We start from the raw sequence: 19046 nt of genomic DNA on the forward strand, positions 1-19046 counted from the left end.
GAATTAGAATAATGACTTAATACTTGCTAAGACAGTAAGTACACCTACAATAATAACAAATACGTTGCTCATTTTCCCTTTGTATTTAGCTAGTACTGGCACTTTTTGAATCGCATACATCGGTAATAGACATAAGATAGCAGCAACTAATGGACCGCTTAGAGAATCAATAAGTCCAAGAATACTTGGATTTGTATAAGCAACAAACCAGCATGATAATACAACAAAAGTAAGGATTACTGTCTTAATTGTTTTTTCTTCAATATCTTTTCCACGTGATTTACCGAACTTAATAATCATGTCACGCATTACTTCAAATGCTCCTATATAATGGCCAAGGAAAGACTTTGTAATAGCCACAAAAGCAATAATTGGAGCTGCAATCGTGATTACAGGCGAATTAAGCTCATTAGCAAGATATGAAAGAATTGATAAGTTTTGTTCTTTTGCCATTTTTATATCATCTGGAGTCAAGCTCAATGCGCTACTCCAAACGAAGAACATAACAACAGCGAATGTCATGATATAACAAACCTTTTGTATTTGCGCACATTTAGCATCAGTGGCTTCGATTCCATACGTAGCTCTCTGTTTCACAACAAATGATGAAATCATAGGTGAATGATTAAATGAGAATACGATGATTGGTAGAATCATCAATATCGTCCCAAAATAGCCTGTTCCTGTTGAAGCAGTTGAAACAGCTGAAAAACTAAGCATTGACGTATTCCACTGTGGAATTAAAGATATTGCGATAAAAAGTAGAGAAACTATGAAAGGATACACTAACATACTCATTACCTTTACAGTAATATCTTGACCAAAATTTAGTATAGCGATAAGACCAAGAACTAATACAAGTGATAAAATAGCCCTTGGAGGTTCTGGCATGTGCAATTGATGCACGATAAAACTACTTGCAGTATTTGTAAGCGCAACCGAATACATTAGTACGATTGTATAAATTGAACTGAAATATACGATGTTAAAAATGATACTCGCTTTATTTCCGAAATACTCTCTAATTGTACCTGTGATCCCCTCATCAGCAGAATTAGAAGCGTATATCATTTTAGCAAGCGCCCTATGTGAGTAGTACATAACTGGATATGCAAGTAATGTAATTAGTAGTAAAGATAATAAACCACCTGAACCTGCATTAATCGGTAAAAAGAGCACCCCTGCTCCAATTGCAGTTCCAAATAGACTGAGTGCCCATGTAGTATCCTGCTTATGCCACTTTTTCGGATCTGCATATTGCTCATTTTTTCGTGCGGTATTTTCAGCTTGAACTTCTATTTTCTTTGCAGTATTCCCGTTCATATAATAACTCCCCCTTGTATCTATTCCTACATCTCTCTTTGCACCTAACAAATATTCCCTTTTCGGAAAATGAATTCCTTACAAGTTGCCCCACTTTGTATGTCCTTCATCATAATGAATCCAAATTGAAACATTCGCTAGTTAGCGTCCTAATATAATTGTTAGCGTTCACAAAAAAGTTTACTCGTAATATCCGCTCTTTATATAAAGACCTCTTAAGAGAACAATATAGAATAGACTTCATAAATACGTTGCAACATTTCTAATAACAGTGTATTACTTTAATGGTTTCTCTTTTTTTACTTTTAACAGTAATTTTAGCTAAACCGGCCTCTCTTAATTTGCGAGGCATTTCTTTCTCAATTCTATACATTACTTTAATAACTTCGGCAGCACTGATGATATTGCTTACACAAGCCACTGAAGCACTTTACATACATTTCGCCTCTAATCACACACCTTTCTTACTAGTAATCGCATTTTTTATATTTTCTCCAGAGATAATAAAATTTCTCTCGACGCCCTCATTATAACGTGTATATTTATAAAATTAATATTTTTATATTTTCAGAAATATTAAAGGTGAATAATTTTATATGGATAATATTTTACAGTTAGCATGTAGCCATTGTTTTTATCGCTTAAAGCTGAATTAGTTAGTAAAAAAATACAATAATACATTGTTTTTCTAGGTTACTCATTATAAAGATACTTATATCCCCTTTATCAAAAAATTTCATTTTAAACATAAAAGATATTCTAATAAATAATTAATGTAGGTAAAAAGAAAAAATTCCAAAATAAAAAAACCAAATTTTAGGATATATATTATTAATATTGAATTCATATACATTTTAAAAAGATACACTGAGTAAAAAAACAAAAAAGCTGCCCCATATGGACAGCTCATTTACATAATTATCATTATCAAGGATGCACAAACAAATCACTTCAATGTTATCTTAATTGTAGTTTGTTCGACTCTTCTTCAGGAATATCTCTATGTTTATAATGAATCGTTTTTAGATCATTTCCTTTTATGCGAAAAGTAATTGTGTCCTCTCCATAAGGCGGGTTGTGTGCACCCTCAAAAGTTTGAATTTGAACAGTTACATAAAAAGTATAGTTTGTTGTATCTTTTTTTATTTCAAGTATTTTTTCAGAACCTCGATACCAAAGTTTTGGTTCCTTATAATAGTTTTCAACCTCTTTACTTATTGGCTCCAATAAGAGCTCAATTACTACTTCTTTTAAAAGCTGTTTTGATACAGTTATTCTGCTGATTTTCTTTCTTTTTACATCTATAATTCTCCAAAAATCCCCGCTCTTTTCAACGGTATAAAGAACATTCGTAACGTCCGCTTTCAAAAGATGAAAATAACCTTTATTTCCCTTAATATATAATCGTGGTTCATTAATCCACTCACCTTCTGTTTGCACTATTCCTAAAAACAACTGAGTAAGTGGTGTTATCTTATAATCTAATTGGTTAAATTCACCAAACGAATAAAGTTTATAACCAGTTAAATCTATGCCAAAATTTCTGTTTATATCATTTTCCTTTTTTACAATTGCTTGAGCAGAAATGCAGGGTAATAAAAAAATAAACAGACATATGATGCTAACCATTGTTAATCTTATTTTCATAACATCCATCCCCTCTTTTATTAAGATGCAACAAAAGAAAGGATATTATTGATTAGGGTATAAGCTAAAAAATTAAACTCCCCCATTAACTAGCTCGTTTATCGAGTTTAATTTTGAAGAAAGTCCGATAAACCATTCTTCGTCTCCTGTTAATAATGCAAGGTCTATAAGGTAAAGAATTTGTTCCTTATTTATTGCCTTTGATTCAGGGAGTTTTTTTACATGTTTACTTAAAAAGGACATTGTTTTATTTATTGTATCTCTGTTGTCACATTTCACAACATTAACCTTAACTACTTCCCCTACATTATCAAATGATTCAATATAACCAAGTATTAATTCACCCTCTACTGATATTCCTCGAACCCAATCGCCTACTTTTAAAACAGGATTATGCTTTGACATCATACTCTTTCACCTTCCTACAAATTATTTTTAGTGACGATAAACAACATAAAAAAATAAATTTAACTGTAATATTTTTCATTACATTTATGTGTTAAGAACTCACGGCTATATAATAATTAAGCCGCTTAACGCTCTTGATTAATAAGGTCAACAACTTCTTTCATTGTATAATTCTTTAAGTATTCACCTAGATGTTCTTCAGCACCTAAGAAAATAGCAAAAAGAACTTTTCGCATGTTCGAACCTACAACACACTGATCGTTTGATTCCGGACACTTCGGCTGCAAAGCACCTTCAGAGGTTATCTGATAAATATGCCAAAGATTAACTTCACCTAAATCGCGAGCGAAAATAAAGCCTCCACCAGTTCCCTCTTTTGATTGTATAAACTTATGTTTTTTTAACAAACTTAGTACTTTACGAATACGTACTGGATGTACACCTGCACTTTCTGAAATAGCATTACTTGTTGACATCCGGTCTGGCTGTAAAGCTAAATAAGTTAAACTGTGAATGGCCAAGGTAAAGTCGCTGTTCATTGTTTTCCTCCTACGATTAAAAATATTGTTTCTCATATATTAACATACTGTAGCCATAAATATTACAGATAGGTTAGAACGTTAAAACATATAGAATACTTCTTACCATAAAAAATTAATTCCTTTATATTCTATCCGGTCTGGCCTATATACGATAACTTCATTTAGCTTTTTAAGTTGAAAATAAAATTAAACACTCCACTGTTTCTTCACTTGTTCTTCTGCCAGTTGTTTAATTTTTGTCCAAATCGTATCTTTACTCACAATAACATTTGTTTGATAATTTCTATCATTATAATTAACTGTAACACATACTTCAATCATCTTCTGCTTCCTCCTTTCAAAAAACTTTTTCTAAAAAATATTACTTATTAATTGGCCAATTTTTGCAGTTCAATGTTTAAAAATGTTCGAACGCTACGTGGTAAAAACTTGCGAATTTCTTCATCATTAAAACCAATCTGTAATCTTTTCTCATCCAGCATAATTGGGCGACGCAACATTAGTGGATACTCGATTATTAATTTATAAAATTCATTAAGCGAAAGCTCCTCAATATTTATATTTAAGTCCTGAAAAGTTTTCGATCTAGTTGAAATAATTTCAGTAGCCCCCTCTTCAGTTAAACGAAGAATTGCTTTAAGCTCATCAACTGTCATAGAATTTGATACGATGTTTTTTTCAATATAATCAATTTGATGCTCTTCAAGCCATGCTTTCGCTTTTCGGCATGAAGCACAGCTTGCTGTTGTATATAGAATTACCATATTTAACTCACTCCTTTAATGTTTTTTATCAAACGTACATTTTACATATCGGTTATTGAAATGTATTAAAAAAAATTACAGTTTAGAATCAAATTCACGTAATGTTTCGTTTATCTCTACTATTCATTTCTTTTCAAAATGCTTCTTCTATAACATTGTTGAAACTACATTTTACAGACGATGACAACTCACTTCTAAAAATCTTACTGTAATTTTAAACTTTACAGTTCGATTAATCAACTGTTAAGTCTTGGATTAATTATTGTAACGCAACAAATCGTTTTCTTTTGTATGAATGTCCTCATAGTATTACAGCTAACCAATCTCAAATGCACTTCAAAGCACATTTTATTCATTTCTTGCTTACAAGTGCTATTATGGAATATATTTAACATAATAAAAAGTACGTACTTTAAAGTGTTATAGGTACTAAAAAGTAATATATACACTTTAAAGTGCAGTTCTGCTTACTTCTCTCTTACATCAGTTATTATGAACGACATTTCGCACAATAAATAGTACGTACTTTAAAGTGTTATCGGCACTAAAAAGAAATAATTTTAGTATTACAACGTATTTAGGCTCAAAACTATAATCTAAATTCATCAAAGGAGTTTTTTTATGAAAACATACAATATTCCTGTAGAGGCGACTTTAGAAGTTATTGGCGGAAAGTGGAAAGTTGTTATCCTTTGTCATTTAAAAAAAGGGACAAAAAGAACGAGTGAATTAAAACGATTAATGCCTGGTATTACGCAAAAAATGTTAACGCAACAATTACGGGAACTAGAAGAAGATGGTGTAATCCAAAGGAAAATATATGACCAAGTACCACCGAAAGTAGAGTACTCTTTAACCGATTACGGTTCGTCTTTAGGAGCTATACTCGATTCCCTCTGTTCCTGGGGAGAAGTTCATCTTGAAAAAACCGGGAACACATCCATGCTGATTACAGCCGATGAATAATAACTGCTCCTACTATATGTGTAAATTCTATCCAAGATAAAAAAACGGTTGAGACAATACTTGCCTCAACCGTTTTTTATGTCTCTTTATAATTTTTTGCCGTAATGACTGTTTCAAACTCAAAGGTTTCTGGTAGATGATCTGCATAAGAATATTCAAAAGTTCGTCCATCCGTTAAGTAAGCTACTTGTTCAACTCGCATTAGGAAATCCTGATTTGTTAAGTTCATAAACTGCTTTTCCCTATCATCTGGGCGAATTCCTTTAACCCTGACAACAGATGTCCCTACTTCAAGGCCAAGTTTATTTTGAATATGTGAGTATATCGACTCCTCTAAAACAGAAGCCTCAACACCTGGGATAACCGAAATTGGCATCCATGTATGCTCCATAATCGTCGGAATGCTGTGAATGATGCGGAGGCGAATGATTTTATAGACGAAATCACCGATTGAAACTCCCAATTTCTCAGCAACTACTTCATCAGCCCCAACAATCGCAAACTCGATAATTTTACTTTCTACCTCACTGCCGTATACAGCTTTCGTACCCGTTAAAGTTTGAATCATTCGTGCCTTTTCCTGTTGACGCCAATCTTGCACCACTGTTCCGCTTCCGCGCCGGCGGATGATGTAGCCATCTCTAACTAATAGATCCAGCGCTTTCTTAATAGTAAGGGCTGAAACACCAAATTCTTCAGCAAGGACGGGGCTACTCGGAATTTTTTCGTTGATTTTATATTCACCGTCTAAAATTTGCTGTTTAATCTTTTGATAAATGCCGAGGTATTTTACTTGTGTTGATCCGCTTGCCATTTTCATACCTCCTTTATACTGCAAACTCTCTTCTATTCATTCAAATGTAAAGCCTCAAGTTTGTAAACTGAAGGTGATGGGGCAGCAAATCCATTTTCTAAGATTTCAATATTCGTTACCGCTTCTTCGTCTTTCACAAGTTTTGGTGCACCATTTATAATTGTTTCATACGCGGAATCATAGAAACGACCGTAATCACCAAGCGGCGTTTTAATTTGTTTTTCAATCCAGTCACCATTTGCATTACGATATTTAGCAACTCCATAGTACATCGGTGAATCTTCACCAAACCCTGCACTCTCAGGCATAATCCCCGCTTTCAAATCATTTTCCTGCTGATCTTCACCATATTTAATAAATGATCCATTTGTTCCATGGACGATAAAGCGTGGATAATCTTTTGCTACGACATGGTTCGTTTTCAGCTTAATCTTCAACTGATTTCCGTAATGTAAACCAACATCGAAATAATTATCAACCGCACCTTCCATTTCATTATTACGAATATCGTATGTCACCGTATCTGGACGGCCGAATAGTGAAATCATGCGGTCCATCGTATGAATACCTAAACTATAAAATGAACCTTCTTCTTTTGGAGCTTCATGAGTGATTGAACCAGGACGGAAATAATCAATATGTGATTCAATCTCAATAATATCACCAAGGAATCCTTGTTCAACTACTTGCTTCACAGCTAAAAAATCACCATCAAAACGGCGGTTTTGATAAGGCATAACTACTACACCTTTTTCTCGTCCTAAAGCTAATAATTCTTTCGCATGTTCCACTGTATCGCAAAATGGTTTTTCAACGATAACTGACTTTCCAGCAAGTATAACTTTTTTCGCTAATTCGTAATGCGTATGTGCTGGCGTACAGACCGTCACCATTTGAATTTCTTTGTCATTCAACAATTCATCCAAATCAGTAGTGAAGTAAACACCTTTTTCCTTATATGGATCCACTAATTCTTCATTTATTTGACGTACAAAAATCGTTTTTATTTTTATATTATTACGTGTGTTTACATAAGGTAAGTGATAGCGGTTAGCTGACTTTCCAAATCCAATAAAGCCCATTGTTAATGTCATATTTTTCAACTTCCTTGCTCATAAATTTTCGTTTCTATATTTATTATATAATTTAATCATTAAAAGTATATAGTTTTAACTTTATACTTATATATCAAATAAAAAATCCACGATAAAATTCATTCTCACTATAAGTTATGGACCTATAAAGTGAAACTTTAATCAGTGGGGCGGTTTATCCCCTACTGATTATTTACCCGTAAATACCGGGATGAAAAGGAGCGTAATGAACATGGCATATACTACTATATCTATGGAAATTTTCGGATCACCTGAACAAGTATGGCAATTAATCGGAGGTTTCAACTCCCTTCCAGACTGGTTACCTTATATACCTAGTAGTAAATTAACTGAAGGCGGTCGTGTACGTCATCTAGCTAATCCAGATGGTGATACAATTATAGAACGCTTAGAAGTATTCAATGATAAGGAACGCTACTACACGTATTCAATCATGAATGCACCGTTCCCGGTCACTAATTATTTATCTACAATCCGGGTGAAAAAAGGTACTGAAAGTAACACATCATTAGTAGAGTGGTCTGGTACGTTCACTCCTGTTGAAGTTAGTGATGAAGAGGCAATTAATCTGTTCCATGGTATATACAGCGATGGGCTCAAAGCATTGCAGCAAGCATTTCTAGATTAATTAATATAATTGATTGAGAAGAAAAAGTTAATTAACAGTCAAATATTCGACTTTGTGGTTAAATTCATTATGAAAGATAAACAAATACAACTTTCATGCCTGCTTGTTAATGACAAGAAATAAAAAATACTACCTCCAAATGGAAGGTAGTATTTTTTTATTAATCAGGAAAAACAATTAATCCCTCTTCTTTTTCCTCCTGTTTTAAATCTTCTTCTGGGAAGGTTACAGTTGAATTTTTATCACCTGTTCTTTTTGTTTCTTCACCTGGAAATACGAAAGTTGAATTTTCTTTCCCTTCATTTTTTTCTATGTTATCTGGAAATACCATAGGATCATTGGTAGTCAAATCACTATTATATCCAAGGTTAGACAAAATCGCCCTTAAATCTGGTAAAACCCCTATTTTATCAGATGATGGGTTATTAGACTTTGTGCCTGTATTTGGATTACTTAAAATTGCTCTCAATTCTTTTGGTGAATATGCCTTACCTAAATGTTCTTTAGCAATCCCTTGAATCGATACAGCAGCCCCAGCAATTATAGGCGAAGCGCTAGAAGTACCACGGAAATTAGGAGTATAACGATTAATTATGTTCTGATCTGTAATTTTTTGTCCTTTACTATTTTGATTTTGATATGTATCTAATGTATCAACATATTCTCCCCAACCATATACATCAATTCTACTACCATAGTTAGAGAAAGCTAAACGTTTATGAGGAACTCTTGCAGTAGATGCTCCAACTATAATAGATCCTGAATCTTTAAAGTCTGGACTATTTCGATTTAAAATCTGTTTACCATTACGGTCTTTAAATTCATCTAAATCAATCCCACCATTACCAGCTGCTTCTACAATAATAATGCCTTTATCTGTCCCTTTGCGAATTGCGTTAAATATACTAGAATACACTTCGACTGGTAAAGGGTCATCTCCATATCCATCATATTTAAAGGATTCTTCAATTAATAAAACATCTCCAGCCTGTAAAGAATCTACGGCACTTAAAATAGCATCTCTTACATCGATTCTCCCATTATCTCGGATCACTGAAATTACTTTTGCCTTTGCTTTTGGTGCAATCCCAATGTTCCCAATTCCATTGTCAGCTGCAGAAACAACACCTAGAACTGAAGTACCATGAGAAAGATCATTACTCATTTTTCCAGACATAAATTCAATATTTTGACCGACTAAATCTTCATGATTTAATAACCAGCCTTCTTCCAAATCTACAAAAGTTGCTCCCTGACCATTTCCTCCTTTAATTCCCCAAGCATAAGGAGCATTAATTCCTAAAGGTGCCTCTTCAAGATATCCCTGTCTCGAAAATCTAGGTTCATCATAAGGATTGACTGATAATACAAGCCCTCTCGAGCCAGTTGTTGTGTTTATACTCTTATTAGAACGAACTTGTATTTTACTAGAATCGTTATTAGCAGCATGTACTGTATTTGTTACAAATGTCGTACCTACCCCAGCAAAAGTTGTAATTGCAAGTGATGATATCAACATACCCTTAAAATTTTTCATTTTTCCACCTCTAGTTTTCTATTAGAAATAACATATTTAATAATTTGTGCAAACAAAAAACATTTTATCTCATTATAAAAATTAATAGATTTTTATAACTTTTTGATTTACATAAAAACTCCCTTCATTCTTGTAATTCAATGTGTACATTTCAAAACAACGAACTTACTGTAACTATTATAGTTACACCTTTATTGATTTTCAACTACGAAATATAAATTTTAAAAAATAAATTTATATTACTTTAAAACAGTACTAGCCTTTTACGCACATACAAATGCAAAACGTTTGTCCAAATTACAGCAATCAATAAGTTTATGGACTGCGAAAGAAATAAGAAAAAGCAAAACACTAAGTGCTTTGCTCCTTATAAAATCCCTTTTAACTTTTCACCAATTAACTTCGCTACATACTCATAACCTTCTGGTCCAAAGTGTAATCCATCTTTTTCATCATTTTCTACAAATCTTTTATAATCCCGTTCTTGAATCATTTCAGCGAATACGTTTAGAAAATAACTTCCTGTTTCCCCTCGCCACTTCCTCCACCACGTCTGCATACTGACCAAGTACTCTATTTGTTCTTGTTATGCTGTCTTTCTTCATCAACTGGTGCAGGACTAATCAGTAGTACTTTATTTGATGAAATTTGGTTCACAATCTTCTCTAAGTTTTCTTTATATGCTTGTAATGACACTTGAGAAAAAGGGACTGCATCATTCGTACCAAGAAAAACTGTTACGAAATCTGGTTTATATGATATTACATCTTCTTCAATTCTATTTAACGCATCAAATGTATTATCACCTGGAATACCTGCATTCACTATTTTCCAGTTCGGAAACACCTCTTGCAAACGTGGTGTTAATCTCGGCATTCCATTAAAAAATGTTTCATCAGCTGTAATACTATCTCCAAAGCATACTAACGTTTTCATTAAGCTATTCTCCTTTTACGTATGAAACAACTTTCCTTCTATTGCTTTTATATATCTTTCAGCAGAACGTTCAACTGCCTCATTTGCATTTTCTTTTACTACTCGATGAAAAGCGTTGTATAAACGATTAAACTGTAACGGCTTCACTCGATTCACCATTTCTTCCACTTTTCTCGCTGGTAGTGGAATTAAGTTTGGATAGCTGTACATGAAGCTTACCCACCTTTCATCCGCTACAACTTGAATAATATCACCTGTTAACAAAATCCCTTTTCCATCATTACCTTCTTCCCAATGTAAGACAGATCCACCTTTAAAATGTCCCCCTAAACGATGAATGACTAATCCATCAGCTAATTGTAATGACTCTCCAGACCAGTAAATAATACGACTACTCGGGCGCATTACCCACTCTTTATCATCTTCATGTATATAAATTGGTACATCAAATGTCTCCGCCCATTCTACCTGCGTTGAATAATAATGCGGATGAGACAATGCAATTGCATCTAATCCACCAAGCTCTTTTATCTTCTCAATTGTCGTTTCATCTAAATACGTAATACAGTCCCATAGTAAACGATATGACTCTGTTTTCACTATAAATGCAGTTTGACCGATCGCAAATCCTGGTTTTGTCGTAATACTATAAAGTCCATTTTCCTCTTCGATTATTTCATTTTTATATGTATCACCTGTTTGTAAGCTTTCTAGTGTCGTCCAAGATTGTCCTTTTTGGTTAACATATTGCCTCTCTTCATCACAAATATGACAACTCACCGGTTCTTCTACACTCGCTGCATACTGCACACCACACGTTGTACAAACGAAATTTTCCATAATAATTCCCCCTATCCCTATTTCTTTATTAAGCTGACTTTTGTTGATAATGATCTGCTTTTTTATTTTCAATTAACAAACTTATAAAAGTAAGTAAATAGACAACTGTAACCGATAATGGAATTACAATAAATCCTTTTTCTGCAAAAAGAATCCCACAAACTGACGTTACAAATACAGTCCCTACTGACAATAAACCATAACTTTTACTTTCATAAATCCATACGTACGGAATAAAATGAACACCTATTAACATCGCTACTACAAAAGGTAACCATTCTGGAAATTGAAAATAGGCAAGTAATACAAGTGGAATATTCAATACATTTATCCCACCAATTAAGCCTGCCAAAACCCCTAACGGATTTCCTTTCGCAAACATATCAATTTTCAATATAGCAGCTATCATTAAGCCAAAAGGAAACACACAGCCCATACCGATTAAATATACCCACACCACTTGTTTTTCAGAAAGAACAAATCCCGTTATACTCATAACTATCCAAAATAAAACGCCGGCTAATATAATCGGTAAGCCTCTCTTCGTTTTTATTGCTAAATCCTTTTTCGCTTCTGCAACATTCATTTCACTATCTCCCCCAAAAATATTTGTGCTATAAAGCCGGCTTAATTTCACCCATCCAATAACGCCAAGCTATTAAATAATCTTCTAAATCTTTCGGGTGGTGTCTTAAACATGTGTCTATACGTAAATATAATCCTATGACTATTTCTTCATATAAATCACAGTCTTTTTTATGAAATACACACTGTTTCATCGCATAATTAATTGTTTCTTTTGTTAAATTTTCCGGAGTTGAACAAAACGCGTAAATTAAATCGTATATAGGATCTCCTAACACTGGTAAAGGATCAATTACACCGTGCAGTTTATTCTCTTTAAATATAAAGTTATGAAATCCAAGATCACCATGCAATAAAAATGGCTGATTTATTCCAGCATCCCTATTTGCTAAATTAAGAACCGTTCTATACTCTTCTTCACTTATGTAACGTCTTACATTTTCATGAGCTTCTATCACATTTGTTGTTAAAAATTCACTCCAAGATTGAAGCAGATTTTCTTTCCATCCCCAGCCATCAACCTCTGTAGCCACTTCATACTTATTGATAACTTCCTTTACAAGTTTACAAAGAACACTCCGTTTATGGCCTAGTTTGCAAGACGTTGTGCCCTCAAGGAATGAGTAAACAATATAGCGATTTAAAGGTTCCTTATATAAAAGCTTTGGAAATAATTCGTCCTTTTTATAAAACTGAAGAAAATAAGCTTCTTCACGTATGACATCCGATTCATTCAACTTTACAACGTATTGTTCATCCAACAAATATACAGTACTTGTCGTTCCCCCGTTTAATGCTTTTACGCTATTTGGATAATGTGAAATAACTTTTTCCTTAATTAGTTGTGCAGTGATTATTGAAATTTCCATTCTCTCACCCTTTAATTCGGAATATTCTCTTAATTTAAAAGACAACTTTACTATTATTTGACAAACGTGAGGGGAATCCTGCCAACCATCCTAATATAGCAAACAACAATTTTATTTTATTACAATGGCTTTCTTCAATATTCCATCATATAGTTCATTCCATTTATGGTAATGTGATGTGATTTCATCACTCTAAATGCTCTTCATATACTCTAATAATTTCTATTGCCGGGTCTCTGTCTTGTAATTTATGAGCCAAACTTTCTACACCAAACACTTCTGTAAAAGTATGACTGCCTACAATTAAATTAATCCCTTTAAATTTCGCATGTTGCACTGTATATAATGTTTTTTCACCTGTTATGTACGTGTCACATCCTTTTTCTAATGCACGTTCAATTAAATTTGTATTGTTTCCTGCACCGGTTAAAATCGCAATCCGTTTTACTGGTTTATCATGATTTCTCCAGCTCTTCACTTTCTCTTCCATTTTTTCTTCCAGTTTTCCAACTAAGTTTGAAAAAGGAATCGCTTCTTTATATTCTCCTATTCCCGGTAGTTCTTCTTCCTCATACGTGGAATATTCTAGTATTGTATCTATCCCAATTCCGTTAAATAACGACGTACACGTGCCAAACTTTACAAAATCTAACGGCAAATGAATCCAAAAATGATTCATTTCATATTGCTTCAATTTCTCAATACAAGCCTTTTCCATACCAAATAAAAAACTCCACGGCGCATGATGTGTAACTATCATATCGACTCCATTTTTATACGCTTCTTCAATCGTCTCTAATGTCAGATTTGTTGTGTAACCGATTTTGTGAAATTCATCTTTACTTATATGAGTAAAACCATATTCATCATCGCCATATTTGTGAAGATGCTCTTCAAATAATGATGTTATCTGTTCGTTAAACTGCGTTATATTCATTTTATTTCTCCTTTCATTTACTTTTATATTTCAAAAATAAGGAAATACTAAATAACAACGTTACATACATATAGGAGGACACCATGAAACCTGAATTTTTAAAAGCTGTACATGATGCTATCGGAAATGTCGAACACATTCATATAGAAGAAAGCGGTGCTGACAGCTTACTTATCCATCATGATGATGCACAGCAGTTACAACAAGTTGCTGTGGCGTTAGAAAATAATAATTTCCGCTCCGCTTTAAGAACAACCGGAAATGCTTCGTACATTGAAGTATTGAACAGATAATGAAAGTCCGGATGTATTCCGGGCTTTCTTTTTTATCTTGCTATTCACCGGGCAGTAAAACCCCCACTGATTAAAGTTTCACTTTATATTGAAACTTCAAACTCTTTCACATACACCGCTGTTCCAGCAATATCTATTTGTAACTTCTCGTTTTCTATCTCTTTCGTTACATAAACAGTTACACGACCATCTTTATTTATTTCCTGTCCTTGCTCAACGATTAAATCCAATTCATGTTCAAAATCTTTCTCTAAATACTCCGCATAATACGCTCCCATTACACCTGAAGCTGTTCCTGTCACTGGATCTTCAATCGTCCCAGCGTAAGCTGATGAAAAATGACGGCCGTGCATTTGTGCTAGTTCATCATAAGTTTCTAGACAAATTGGGTGAATAGAAGCATTAGGTATTTCTTTTAATACTGATGGAAATGCAGCATTATTAGGTTTCATTCTCTCGCATGCATTAAGATTTTTAATCGGTACAATTACAGTCCAATTACCAGTACTTCCATATACAATCGGTAAACTTACATCTAAATCATTTATTTCTAAACCAATACTATGAGCTAATTTTTCTTTTGAACCTGTAAATTCTTTAAACTGAGGTGCTGCCTGTCTCATTTTAATAAAGGTTTCTCCATTTTTATTTACACCTATTTGTATCGGTAAAATCCCAGCCTTCGTTTCAATCGTAAGGTTACTTTTCTCTTCTAATAAACCTTTTTCGCGCAAAGCATATATCGTCCCTACTGTCCCATGACCACATAAATCCATTTCAAAACCAGGTGTAAAATAACGCATTCTTATATCTCCTACTTCTGAAGAAAGAACAAAAGTTGTTTCGTTATATCCAACTTTTTCAGCAATAATTTGCATTTTCTCTTCCGTTAATCCATCTGCTTCTAATACAATACCTGCTGGATTTCCCTTATTTGGTTTATTCGTAAATGCGTCGTAATGAAATACGTTTATAGTCTTCATTTTCTTTTCTCCTTATTTGTTCATTTCTTTATTTTTATAATAAATAAGAAAATCCATCCACTTACCATTCTCTAAAGAAAACGCCTCTCTCTCGCATTCAAAAGAAAAACCTGATCGTTCCGCAAGACGAACGGATGGCTCATTATCAACATGTATATGTAATTCAATTCTATGAAAATGAAGACTATTATAAAATAACGATAACGCAGCTTTCACGCTTTCTATGCCATATCCATTTTTCCAGTATTGATTATGTATGGAATACCCCATCATCGCCCATTGGTAATCCATTCGTAAAATTTTTATCAGCTCTAGCTTTCCAATATTAGCTCCGTCTTCTTTACGAAAAATGCCTAATACATACATCTCATCTCTATGTGCTGCTTCATCAAAACCTCTTATCCATTCCGTGAACCATGCTTTTGTTGATGATACCAGAACTTGATAGCCATCGTCATATTTATACTGCGATGGCAGTCTCTTATTAAATCCATCTAACCAACTTTCGTAATCATCTTTTTGAAATGGACGGATAATGAGTCTATCCGTCTCTACTTCTAATAACGGTAGCTTCATTTAATTTCATCCCTCGAATTATTAATTGAATATTCTTTATTATCTTACACGAAATACAAAATCTAGTAAATTATTATGTTTTTGATACATAAAAACCCAGTCATGCTTTATACATAACTGGGTTCTCCATCGTTTCATAATTTTCTATTTCATAAGAACTACATCTCGTAATTCCCTCTTCAACACTTTTCCTAAAGCATTTTTCGGTAATTCTTCTATGAATACCACTTCTGGTATTTTGTAACTGGCTAATTTCTCCTTACAATACTGAGTAATACTTTCTTCTGTTAATGTTGTTTCGCCATCCTTCACAATGTAAGCTCTTGGAACTTCTCCCCAAAAGTCATCTGGAACTCCAACTACTGCAACTTCTAAAACACCATGTATTTCATGAATAACATCTTCTACTTGATCTGGATATACATTGTCACCACCGCGTATAATAACGTCTTTATATCTTCCCATAATATGCAGGAATCCATCGTCATCTATCATGCCAGCATCACCCATGTTAAACCAGTTATCTTTTACTACCTTCTTTGTCGCCTTTTCATTATTCCAATACCCTTTAAACATGTATGGACTTTTCACATGAATCTCTCCAACTTCATTTGTTGTTAGTTCATGTCCTGTTTCCGGATGAACAATTTTCACCTCTACATTTTTCAAGGTTTTTCCTACAGAAGACATCTTTTCTTTTCCCATCATTGGATGCCATGAGGTTACAACCCAACCTTCTGTACTACCATAGCCTTGCACCATATATATTCCTTTTTCCATATATTTTTGAATGAGTGTTTCTGGCACTTTTGTACCACCGCTTTGTGCTACTTTAAAGGTTGAAATATTACGTTCTTTTTTATTTAATTCATCAAGCATGTAACTATAAACAGCTGGGAACGCAAGCATCGTAGTAATTTTCTCTTCTTCAATCTTATCCCAAATAATAGCAGGATTCGAATCAGCTAAGAAAATCATCGTAACGCCATGATAAATACAATTTAAAATAGAAAGCACGCCACTCATATGGAACAATGGATGCACGGATAAAAAACGTTCACCTGCTGGGATTTCTCTTTGGCCCGCAATTTCAGCAAAATAATGATGCAAGTTTTTATGTCCAATTACACATGCTTTCGCCTGTCCAGTTGTTCCTGAAGTAAATAAGTAAATGGCATCGTCTTCTTCATGAACTTCTACGTTCGGTTCTGACGTTGGCTGTTTTTGCAACTCTAATTCAAATGAACCAAAGCCTTCTTTTGTCGTTTGAATTACATAAGGGATTTCTTTAACAGCATCAATCTTTAATAATACTTCACTAAATTCTTCATCAATAACTAATACTTTTAATTTCGCTTCTTTTACAATCGTTTCTAATTCATAAGCAGTAAGCTGATGATTTAGCGGAATACATACCGCTCCAATTTTTAAACTTGCCATCATAACGCTTGGAAACGGGTGATTATTTTTGCATAGTATTCCTATACGGTCTCCTCTTTGCACACCATTATGTAACAAATAATGTGCAAGCTGATTTACTCGTTCATTATACTGCTGAAACGAATACCTTTTCTCTCCGCCTACAAGCGCTTCCAAATTTGGTGATTGCATTGCTCTTTTTTGTAATAATTTTTGCATCGTTCTCAAGTAAAACTCCCCTTTATATATGTTAGGTTTTTTATTTTACCAGATTAACTATTAATTTACTAAAGATTACACTTAGTGAATATAAGAAGAATATAAAATAGCCATTTACTTCACAAGTAAATGGCTATTTTTCATTATATATTAGAATACTTCTTGTTCATCACATATTGCACATATTCAGGTGCACTTTTATCAATCTCTTCATCACTTAGTTTATATTCTGCACCATATAAATAAAAGGAAGGTATAAATTCCATACCTGTATATAAGCATGTAGCTTGGAATGGTTTCGTCAACTCATCCATTGTAATCCCACTATTTTCATAGTCTTTTTCTAATCCACCTATAGAAATAGCTACACCAAATTCTTTTCCCTTCACTTTATCTCCTTGTGATCCGTATGCAAACCCATATGTTAATACATCATCGAACCATTTTTTCAATAAAGGTGGTGAGCTGTACCAGTAGAGAGGAAATTGAAATATATATCGGTCATGTTCTACTAACAGCTTTTGTTCCTCTTCCACATTAAACTCCCAATTCGGTGCCACTTTATACAATTCATGCACCGTAATTTCATCCGAATATTTCTCAAGTTCTTCAATCCATCTTTTATTAATTTTTGATTTTTCAATATCAGGATGTGCTACAATTACAAGTGTTTTCATCATTTTTCATCCCCTTTATAAATTATTCAACCCTTTACGTATTAGTATGAATGAGTCACATATAATTGAAAAGTACGTACTTTAAAGTGCTATAGGAACCTTAAAGTACCTGTGGAGGTGTTATATGAATCAAAATGATGACTGCCCAATTGCAACGACACTCGATGTAATCGGCGGAAAATGGAAAGTTCATATTTTATGTGTCTTAATAGATGGAAAAATGCGAACAAATGAAATCCGACGAGAAATTCCAAACATTACGCAAAAAGTTCTGACTCAACAACTTCGGCAACTTGAAGCTGATGGAATTATCCATCGTACTGTATATCAAGAAGTTCCACCAAAGGTTGAGTACACAATAAGCGAATATGGGAAATCTTTAATGCAAATTATGGATGAACTATGTGAATGGGGAAAAGATCATCAATTGAAAAGATTACATGACTAAAAAAACATTACCGTCTTTATTAAATCTTCTACATTCATATTAGTAGTTCAATATTTCTACTGAAATTTTATATTAGAGGGACTCCAACAACTCGTAATTTAGAACCCCAAATCTTTCAGAAATAAAAAACAATAACATTCATCTATAAATACTCTTTATAACAAAAGTATCTTATACTTTTCACCTTATATTTTGCTCGGACACTTTTTATTAATTGAACCGCATCCTAGTTGTTAGACATATAGTCAACAATTTGAGATGTGGTTTTATTAGTCGAATAACAGCTCTCATCAACTTTAATAATCATGACTGCAGACAAAATACTTTGCAAAGAGTTCCTGTACAAGGTGATTTTTCACATAGACTTACCAAATAGCATTTTTATAAAAAACTTCTCACATTTAAATTGGACAAGCATATTTTATTATATGAGGACTCCCTACTCATAGAAAACTACCTTTCTATTCTAAGAGCGCGCATATTTGTGTGCTCTTAAATTATTTACAATAAAATAAAGAGT

Annotated in this window: 21 protein-coding genes and 1 pseudogene; 4 read left to right on the plus strand and 18 right to left on the minus strand. The window is 33.5% G+C overall.

Annotated elements, in window-relative coordinates; all coding sequences use genetic code 11:
- Positions 1-3: 3 nt before the first annotated feature.
- The 6 genes from DOS87_RS19100 to spxA form a co-directional block, all read right to left on the minus strand.
- A complete protein-coding gene (locus DOS87_RS19100) occupies positions 4-1323 on the minus strand; it encodes an aromatic amino acid transport family protein (protein ID WP_001014191.1) in 1320 nt (439 codons plus the stop codon).
- Positions 1324-2280: 957 nt separating this feature from the next.
- Positions 2281-2970 carry a DUF3888 domain-containing protein gene (locus tag DOS87_RS19105; RefSeq protein ID WP_208730109.1) on the minus strand — a complete coding sequence of 230 codons (690 nt, stop codon included), beginning with the start codon at positions 2968-2970 and terminating at the stop codon, positions 2281-2283.
- Positions 2971-3042: 72 nt separating this feature from the next.
- Positions 3043-3375 carry an IDEAL domain-containing protein gene (locus DOS87_RS19110; protein WP_033669682.1) on the minus strand — a complete coding sequence of 111 codons (333 nt, stop codon included), beginning with the start codon at positions 3373-3375 and terminating at the stop codon, positions 3043-3045.
- A gap of 128 nt (positions 3376-3503) precedes the next feature.
- Complete coding sequence (gene saiR / locus DOS87_RS19115; RefSeq protein WP_001083469.1) at positions 3504-3917, minus strand: Rrf2-family transcriptional regulator SaiR; 414 nt, start codon at positions 3915-3917, stop codon at positions 3504-3506.
- Between the two features lie 189 nt (positions 3918-4106).
- Entirely contained in the window at positions 4107-4241 is a 135-nt protein-coding gene (locus DOS87_RS19120; RefSeq protein ID WP_000573532.1) for a BA3454 family stress response protein, read from the minus strand.
- A 47-nt stretch (positions 4242-4288) separates the two neighbouring features.
- Positions 4289-4684, minus strand: a complete 396-nt coding sequence (gene spxA / locus DOS87_RS19125) for a transcriptional regulator SpxA (RefSeq protein WP_098831151.1) — start codon at positions 4682-4684, stop codon at positions 4289-4291.
- A 621-nt stretch (positions 4685-5305) separates the two neighbouring features.
- On the opposite strand from spxA, the gene DOS87_RS19130 reads away from it, so the two are divergent.
- Complete coding sequence (locus DOS87_RS19130) at positions 5306-5650, plus strand: winged helix-turn-helix transcriptional regulator (RefSeq protein ID WP_000860826.1); 345 nt, start codon at positions 5306-5308, stop codon at positions 5648-5650.
- Positions 5651-5726: 76 nt separating this feature from the next.
- Here the strand turns inward: DOS87_RS19130 and DOS87_RS19135 are convergent, their stop codons facing one another.
- Together DOS87_RS19135 and DOS87_RS19140 are read right to left on the minus strand one after the other, a co-directional pair.
- On the minus strand, positions 5727-6464 hold the full coding sequence (locus tag DOS87_RS19135; RefSeq protein ID WP_000146279.1) for a GntR family transcriptional regulator: 738 nt from the start codon (positions 6462-6464) through the stop codon (positions 5727-5729).
- A gap of 32 nt (positions 6465-6496) precedes the next feature.
- Complete coding sequence (locus DOS87_RS19140; protein WP_086390685.1) at positions 6497-7558, minus strand: oxidoreductase; 1062 nt, start codon at positions 7556-7558, stop codon at positions 6497-6499.
- A gap of 232 nt (positions 7559-7790) precedes the next feature.
- Here DOS87_RS19140 and DOS87_RS19145 point away from each other — a divergent pair, with 232 nt between their 5' ends.
- Complete coding sequence (locus tag DOS87_RS19145; protein ID WP_000332041.1) at positions 7791-8207, plus strand: SRPBCC family protein; 417 nt, start codon at positions 7791-7793, stop codon at positions 8205-8207.
- A 160-nt stretch (positions 8208-8367) separates the two neighbouring features.
- Here DOS87_RS19145 and DOS87_RS19150 read toward each other — a convergent pair whose 3' ends face one another.
- The 6 genes and pseudogenes from DOS87_RS19150 to DOS87_RS19175 all read right to left on the minus strand — a co-directional run bounded on the left by DOS87_RS19150 (position 8368) and on the right by DOS87_RS19175 (position 13911).
- Positions 8368-9744, minus strand: coding sequence for a S8 family peptidase (locus DOS87_RS19150; protein WP_208730110.1), 1377 nt, complete (start codon positions 9742-9744; stop codon positions 8368-8370).
- Positions 9745-10111: 367 nt separating this feature from the next.
- Positions 10112-10680, minus strand: a pseudogene (locus DOS87_RS19155) (SGNH/GDSL hydrolase family protein).
- Positions 10681-10695: 15 nt separating this feature from the next.
- Positions 10696-11520: an MBL fold metallo-hydrolase gene (locus DOS87_RS19160; RefSeq protein ID WP_016077434.1), complete on the minus strand. Its 825-nt coding sequence runs from the start codon at positions 11518-11520 to the stop codon at positions 10696-10698.
- Positions 11521-11548: 28 nt separating this feature from the next.
- Positions 11549-12106 carry a DUF7010 family protein gene (locus tag DOS87_RS19165; protein WP_001099747.1) on the minus strand — a complete coding sequence of 186 codons (558 nt, stop codon included), beginning with the start codon at positions 12104-12106 and terminating at the stop codon, positions 11549-11551.
- 28 nt (positions 12107-12134) lie between these two features.
- Positions 12135-12974, minus strand: coding sequence for an aminoglycoside phosphotransferase family protein (locus DOS87_RS19170; protein WP_000406146.1), 840 nt, complete (start codon positions 12972-12974; stop codon positions 12135-12137).
- A 187-nt stretch (positions 12975-13161) separates the two neighbouring features.
- The gene (locus tag DOS87_RS19175) at positions 13162-13911 is read right to left on the minus strand and encodes a Nif3-like dinuclear metal center hexameric protein (protein WP_001027990.1); all 750 of its coding nucleotides are present in this window, start codon (positions 13909-13911) and stop codon (positions 13162-13164) included.
- A gap of 83 nt (positions 13912-13994) precedes the next feature.
- Between DOS87_RS19175 and DOS87_RS19180 the strand changes: the two genes are divergently transcribed.
- Complete coding sequence (locus DOS87_RS19180; RefSeq protein ID WP_000801655.1) at positions 13995-14204, plus strand: hypothetical protein; 210 nt, start codon at positions 13995-13997, stop codon at positions 14202-14204.
- A gap of 83 nt (positions 14205-14287) precedes the next feature.
- On the opposite strand, the gene DOS87_RS19185 is transcribed toward DOS87_RS19180, so the two are convergent.
- The 4 genes from DOS87_RS19185 to DOS87_RS19200 form a co-directional block, all read right to left on the minus strand.
- On the minus strand, positions 14288-15187 hold the full coding sequence (locus DOS87_RS19185; RefSeq protein ID WP_000849331.1) for a PhzF family phenazine biosynthesis isomerase: 900 nt from the start codon (positions 15185-15187) through the stop codon (positions 14288-14290).
- A 12-nt stretch (positions 15188-15199) separates the two neighbouring features.
- Entirely contained in the window at positions 15200-15763 is a 564-nt protein-coding gene (locus DOS87_RS19190; protein WP_000775342.1) for a GNAT family N-acetyltransferase, read from the minus strand.
- A gap of 144 nt (positions 15764-15907) precedes the next feature.
- On the minus strand, positions 15908-17401 hold the full coding sequence (locus DOS87_RS19195; RefSeq protein WP_079997362.1) for a class I adenylate-forming enzyme family protein: 1494 nt from the start codon (positions 17399-17401) through the stop codon (positions 15908-15910).
- Positions 17402-17544: 143 nt separating this feature from the next.
- Positions 17545-18078 (minus strand): NAD(P)H-dependent oxidoreductase, encoded by a 534-nt coding sequence (locus DOS87_RS19200; protein ID WP_002082441.1) that lies wholly within the window; start codon positions 18076-18078, stop codon positions 17545-17547.
- A gap of 124 nt (positions 18079-18202) precedes the next feature.
- On the opposite strand from DOS87_RS19200, the gene DOS87_RS19205 reads away from it, so the two are divergent.
- Positions 18203-18526: a winged helix-turn-helix transcriptional regulator gene (locus tag DOS87_RS19205; RefSeq protein ID WP_001072962.1), complete on the plus strand. Its 324-nt coding sequence runs from the start codon at positions 18203-18205 to the stop codon at positions 18524-18526.
- Positions 18527-19046 lie beyond the last annotated feature (520 nt).

It is taken from the genome of Bacillus sp. CR71, from assembly GCF_003429245.1.
Taxonomy (GTDB): Bacteria; Bacillota; Bacilli; order Bacillales; family Bacillaceae_G; genus Bacillus_A; species Bacillus_A thuringiensis_S.

What these genes read in the sequence shown, in the direction of transcription:
- DOS87_RS19100 (WP_001014191.1), bottom strand. Translation starts at nt 1,323, where the DNA reads ATGAACGGGAATACTGCAAAGAAAATAGAAGTTCAAGCTGAAAATACC.
- DOS87_RS19105 (WP_208730109.1), bottom strand. Translation starts at nt 2,970, where the DNA reads ATGAAAATAAGATTAACAATGGTTAGCATCATATGTCTGTTTATTTTT.
- DOS87_RS19110 (WP_033669682.1), bottom strand. Translation starts at nt 3,375, where the DNA reads ATGTCAAAGCATAATCCTGTTTTAAAAGTAGGCGATTGGGTTCGAGGA.
- saiR (WP_001083469.1), bottom strand. Translation starts at nt 3,917, where the DNA reads ATGAACAGCGACTTTACCTTGGCCATTCACAGTTTAACTTATTTAGCT.
- DOS87_RS19120 (WP_000573532.1), bottom strand. Translation starts at nt 4,241, where the DNA reads ATGATTGAAGTATGTGTTACAGTTAATTATAATGATAGAAATTATCAA.
- spxA (WP_098831151.1), bottom strand. Translation starts at nt 4,684, where the DNA reads ATGGTAATTCTATATACAACAGCAAGCTGTGCTTCATGCCGAAAAGCG.
- DOS87_RS19130 (WP_000860826.1), top strand. Translation starts at nt 5,306, where the DNA reads ATGAAAACATACAATATTCCTGTAGAGGCGACTTTAGAAGTTATTGGC.
- DOS87_RS19135 (WP_000146279.1), bottom strand. Translation starts at nt 6,464, where the DNA reads ATGGCAAGCGGATCAACACAAGTAAAATACCTCGGCATTTATCAAAAG.
- DOS87_RS19140 (WP_086390685.1), bottom strand. Translation starts at nt 7,558, where the DNA reads ATGACATTAACAATGGGCTTTATTGGATTTGGAAAGTCAGCTAACCGC.
- DOS87_RS19145 (WP_000332041.1), top strand. Translation starts at nt 7,791, where the DNA reads ATGGCATATACTACTATATCTATGGAAATTTTCGGATCACCTGAACAA.
- DOS87_RS19150 (WP_208730110.1), bottom strand. Translation starts at nt 9,744, where the DNA reads ATGAAAAATTTTAAGGGTATGTTGATATCATCACTTGCAATTACAACT.
- DOS87_RS19160 (WP_016077434.1), bottom strand. Translation starts at nt 11,520, where the DNA reads ATGGAAAATTTCGTTTGTACAACGTGTGGTGTGCAGTATGCAGCGAGT.
- DOS87_RS19165 (WP_001099747.1), bottom strand. Translation starts at nt 12,106, where the DNA reads ATGAATGTTGCAGAAGCGAAAAAGGATTTAGCAATAAAAACGAAGAGA.
- DOS87_RS19170 (WP_000406146.1), bottom strand. Translation starts at nt 12,974, where the DNA reads ATGGAAATTTCAATAATCACTGCACAACTAATTAAGGAAAAAGTTATT.
- DOS87_RS19175 (WP_001027990.1), bottom strand. Translation starts at nt 13,911, where the DNA reads ATGAATATAACGCAGTTTAACGAACAGATAACATCATTATTTGAAGAG.
- DOS87_RS19180 (WP_000801655.1), top strand. Translation starts at nt 13,995, where the DNA reads ATGAAACCTGAATTTTTAAAAGCTGTACATGATGCTATCGGAAATGTC.
- DOS87_RS19185 (WP_000849331.1), bottom strand. Translation starts at nt 15,187, where the DNA reads ATGAAGACTATAAACGTATTTCATTACGACGCATTTACGAATAAACCA.
- DOS87_RS19190 (WP_000775342.1), bottom strand. Translation starts at nt 15,763, where the DNA reads ATGAAGCTACCGTTATTAGAAGTAGAGACGGATAGACTCATTATCCGT.
- DOS87_RS19195 (WP_079997362.1), bottom strand. Translation starts at nt 17,401, where the DNA reads ATGCAAAAATTATTACAAAAAAGAGCAATGCAATCACCAAATTTGGAA.
- DOS87_RS19200 (WP_002082441.1), bottom strand. Translation starts at nt 18,078, where the DNA reads ATGAAAACACTTGTAATTGTAGCACATCCTGATATTGAAAAATCAAAA.
- DOS87_RS19205 (WP_001072962.1), top strand. Translation starts at nt 18,203, where the DNA reads ATGAATCAAAATGATGACTGCCCAATTGCAACGACACTCGATGTAATC.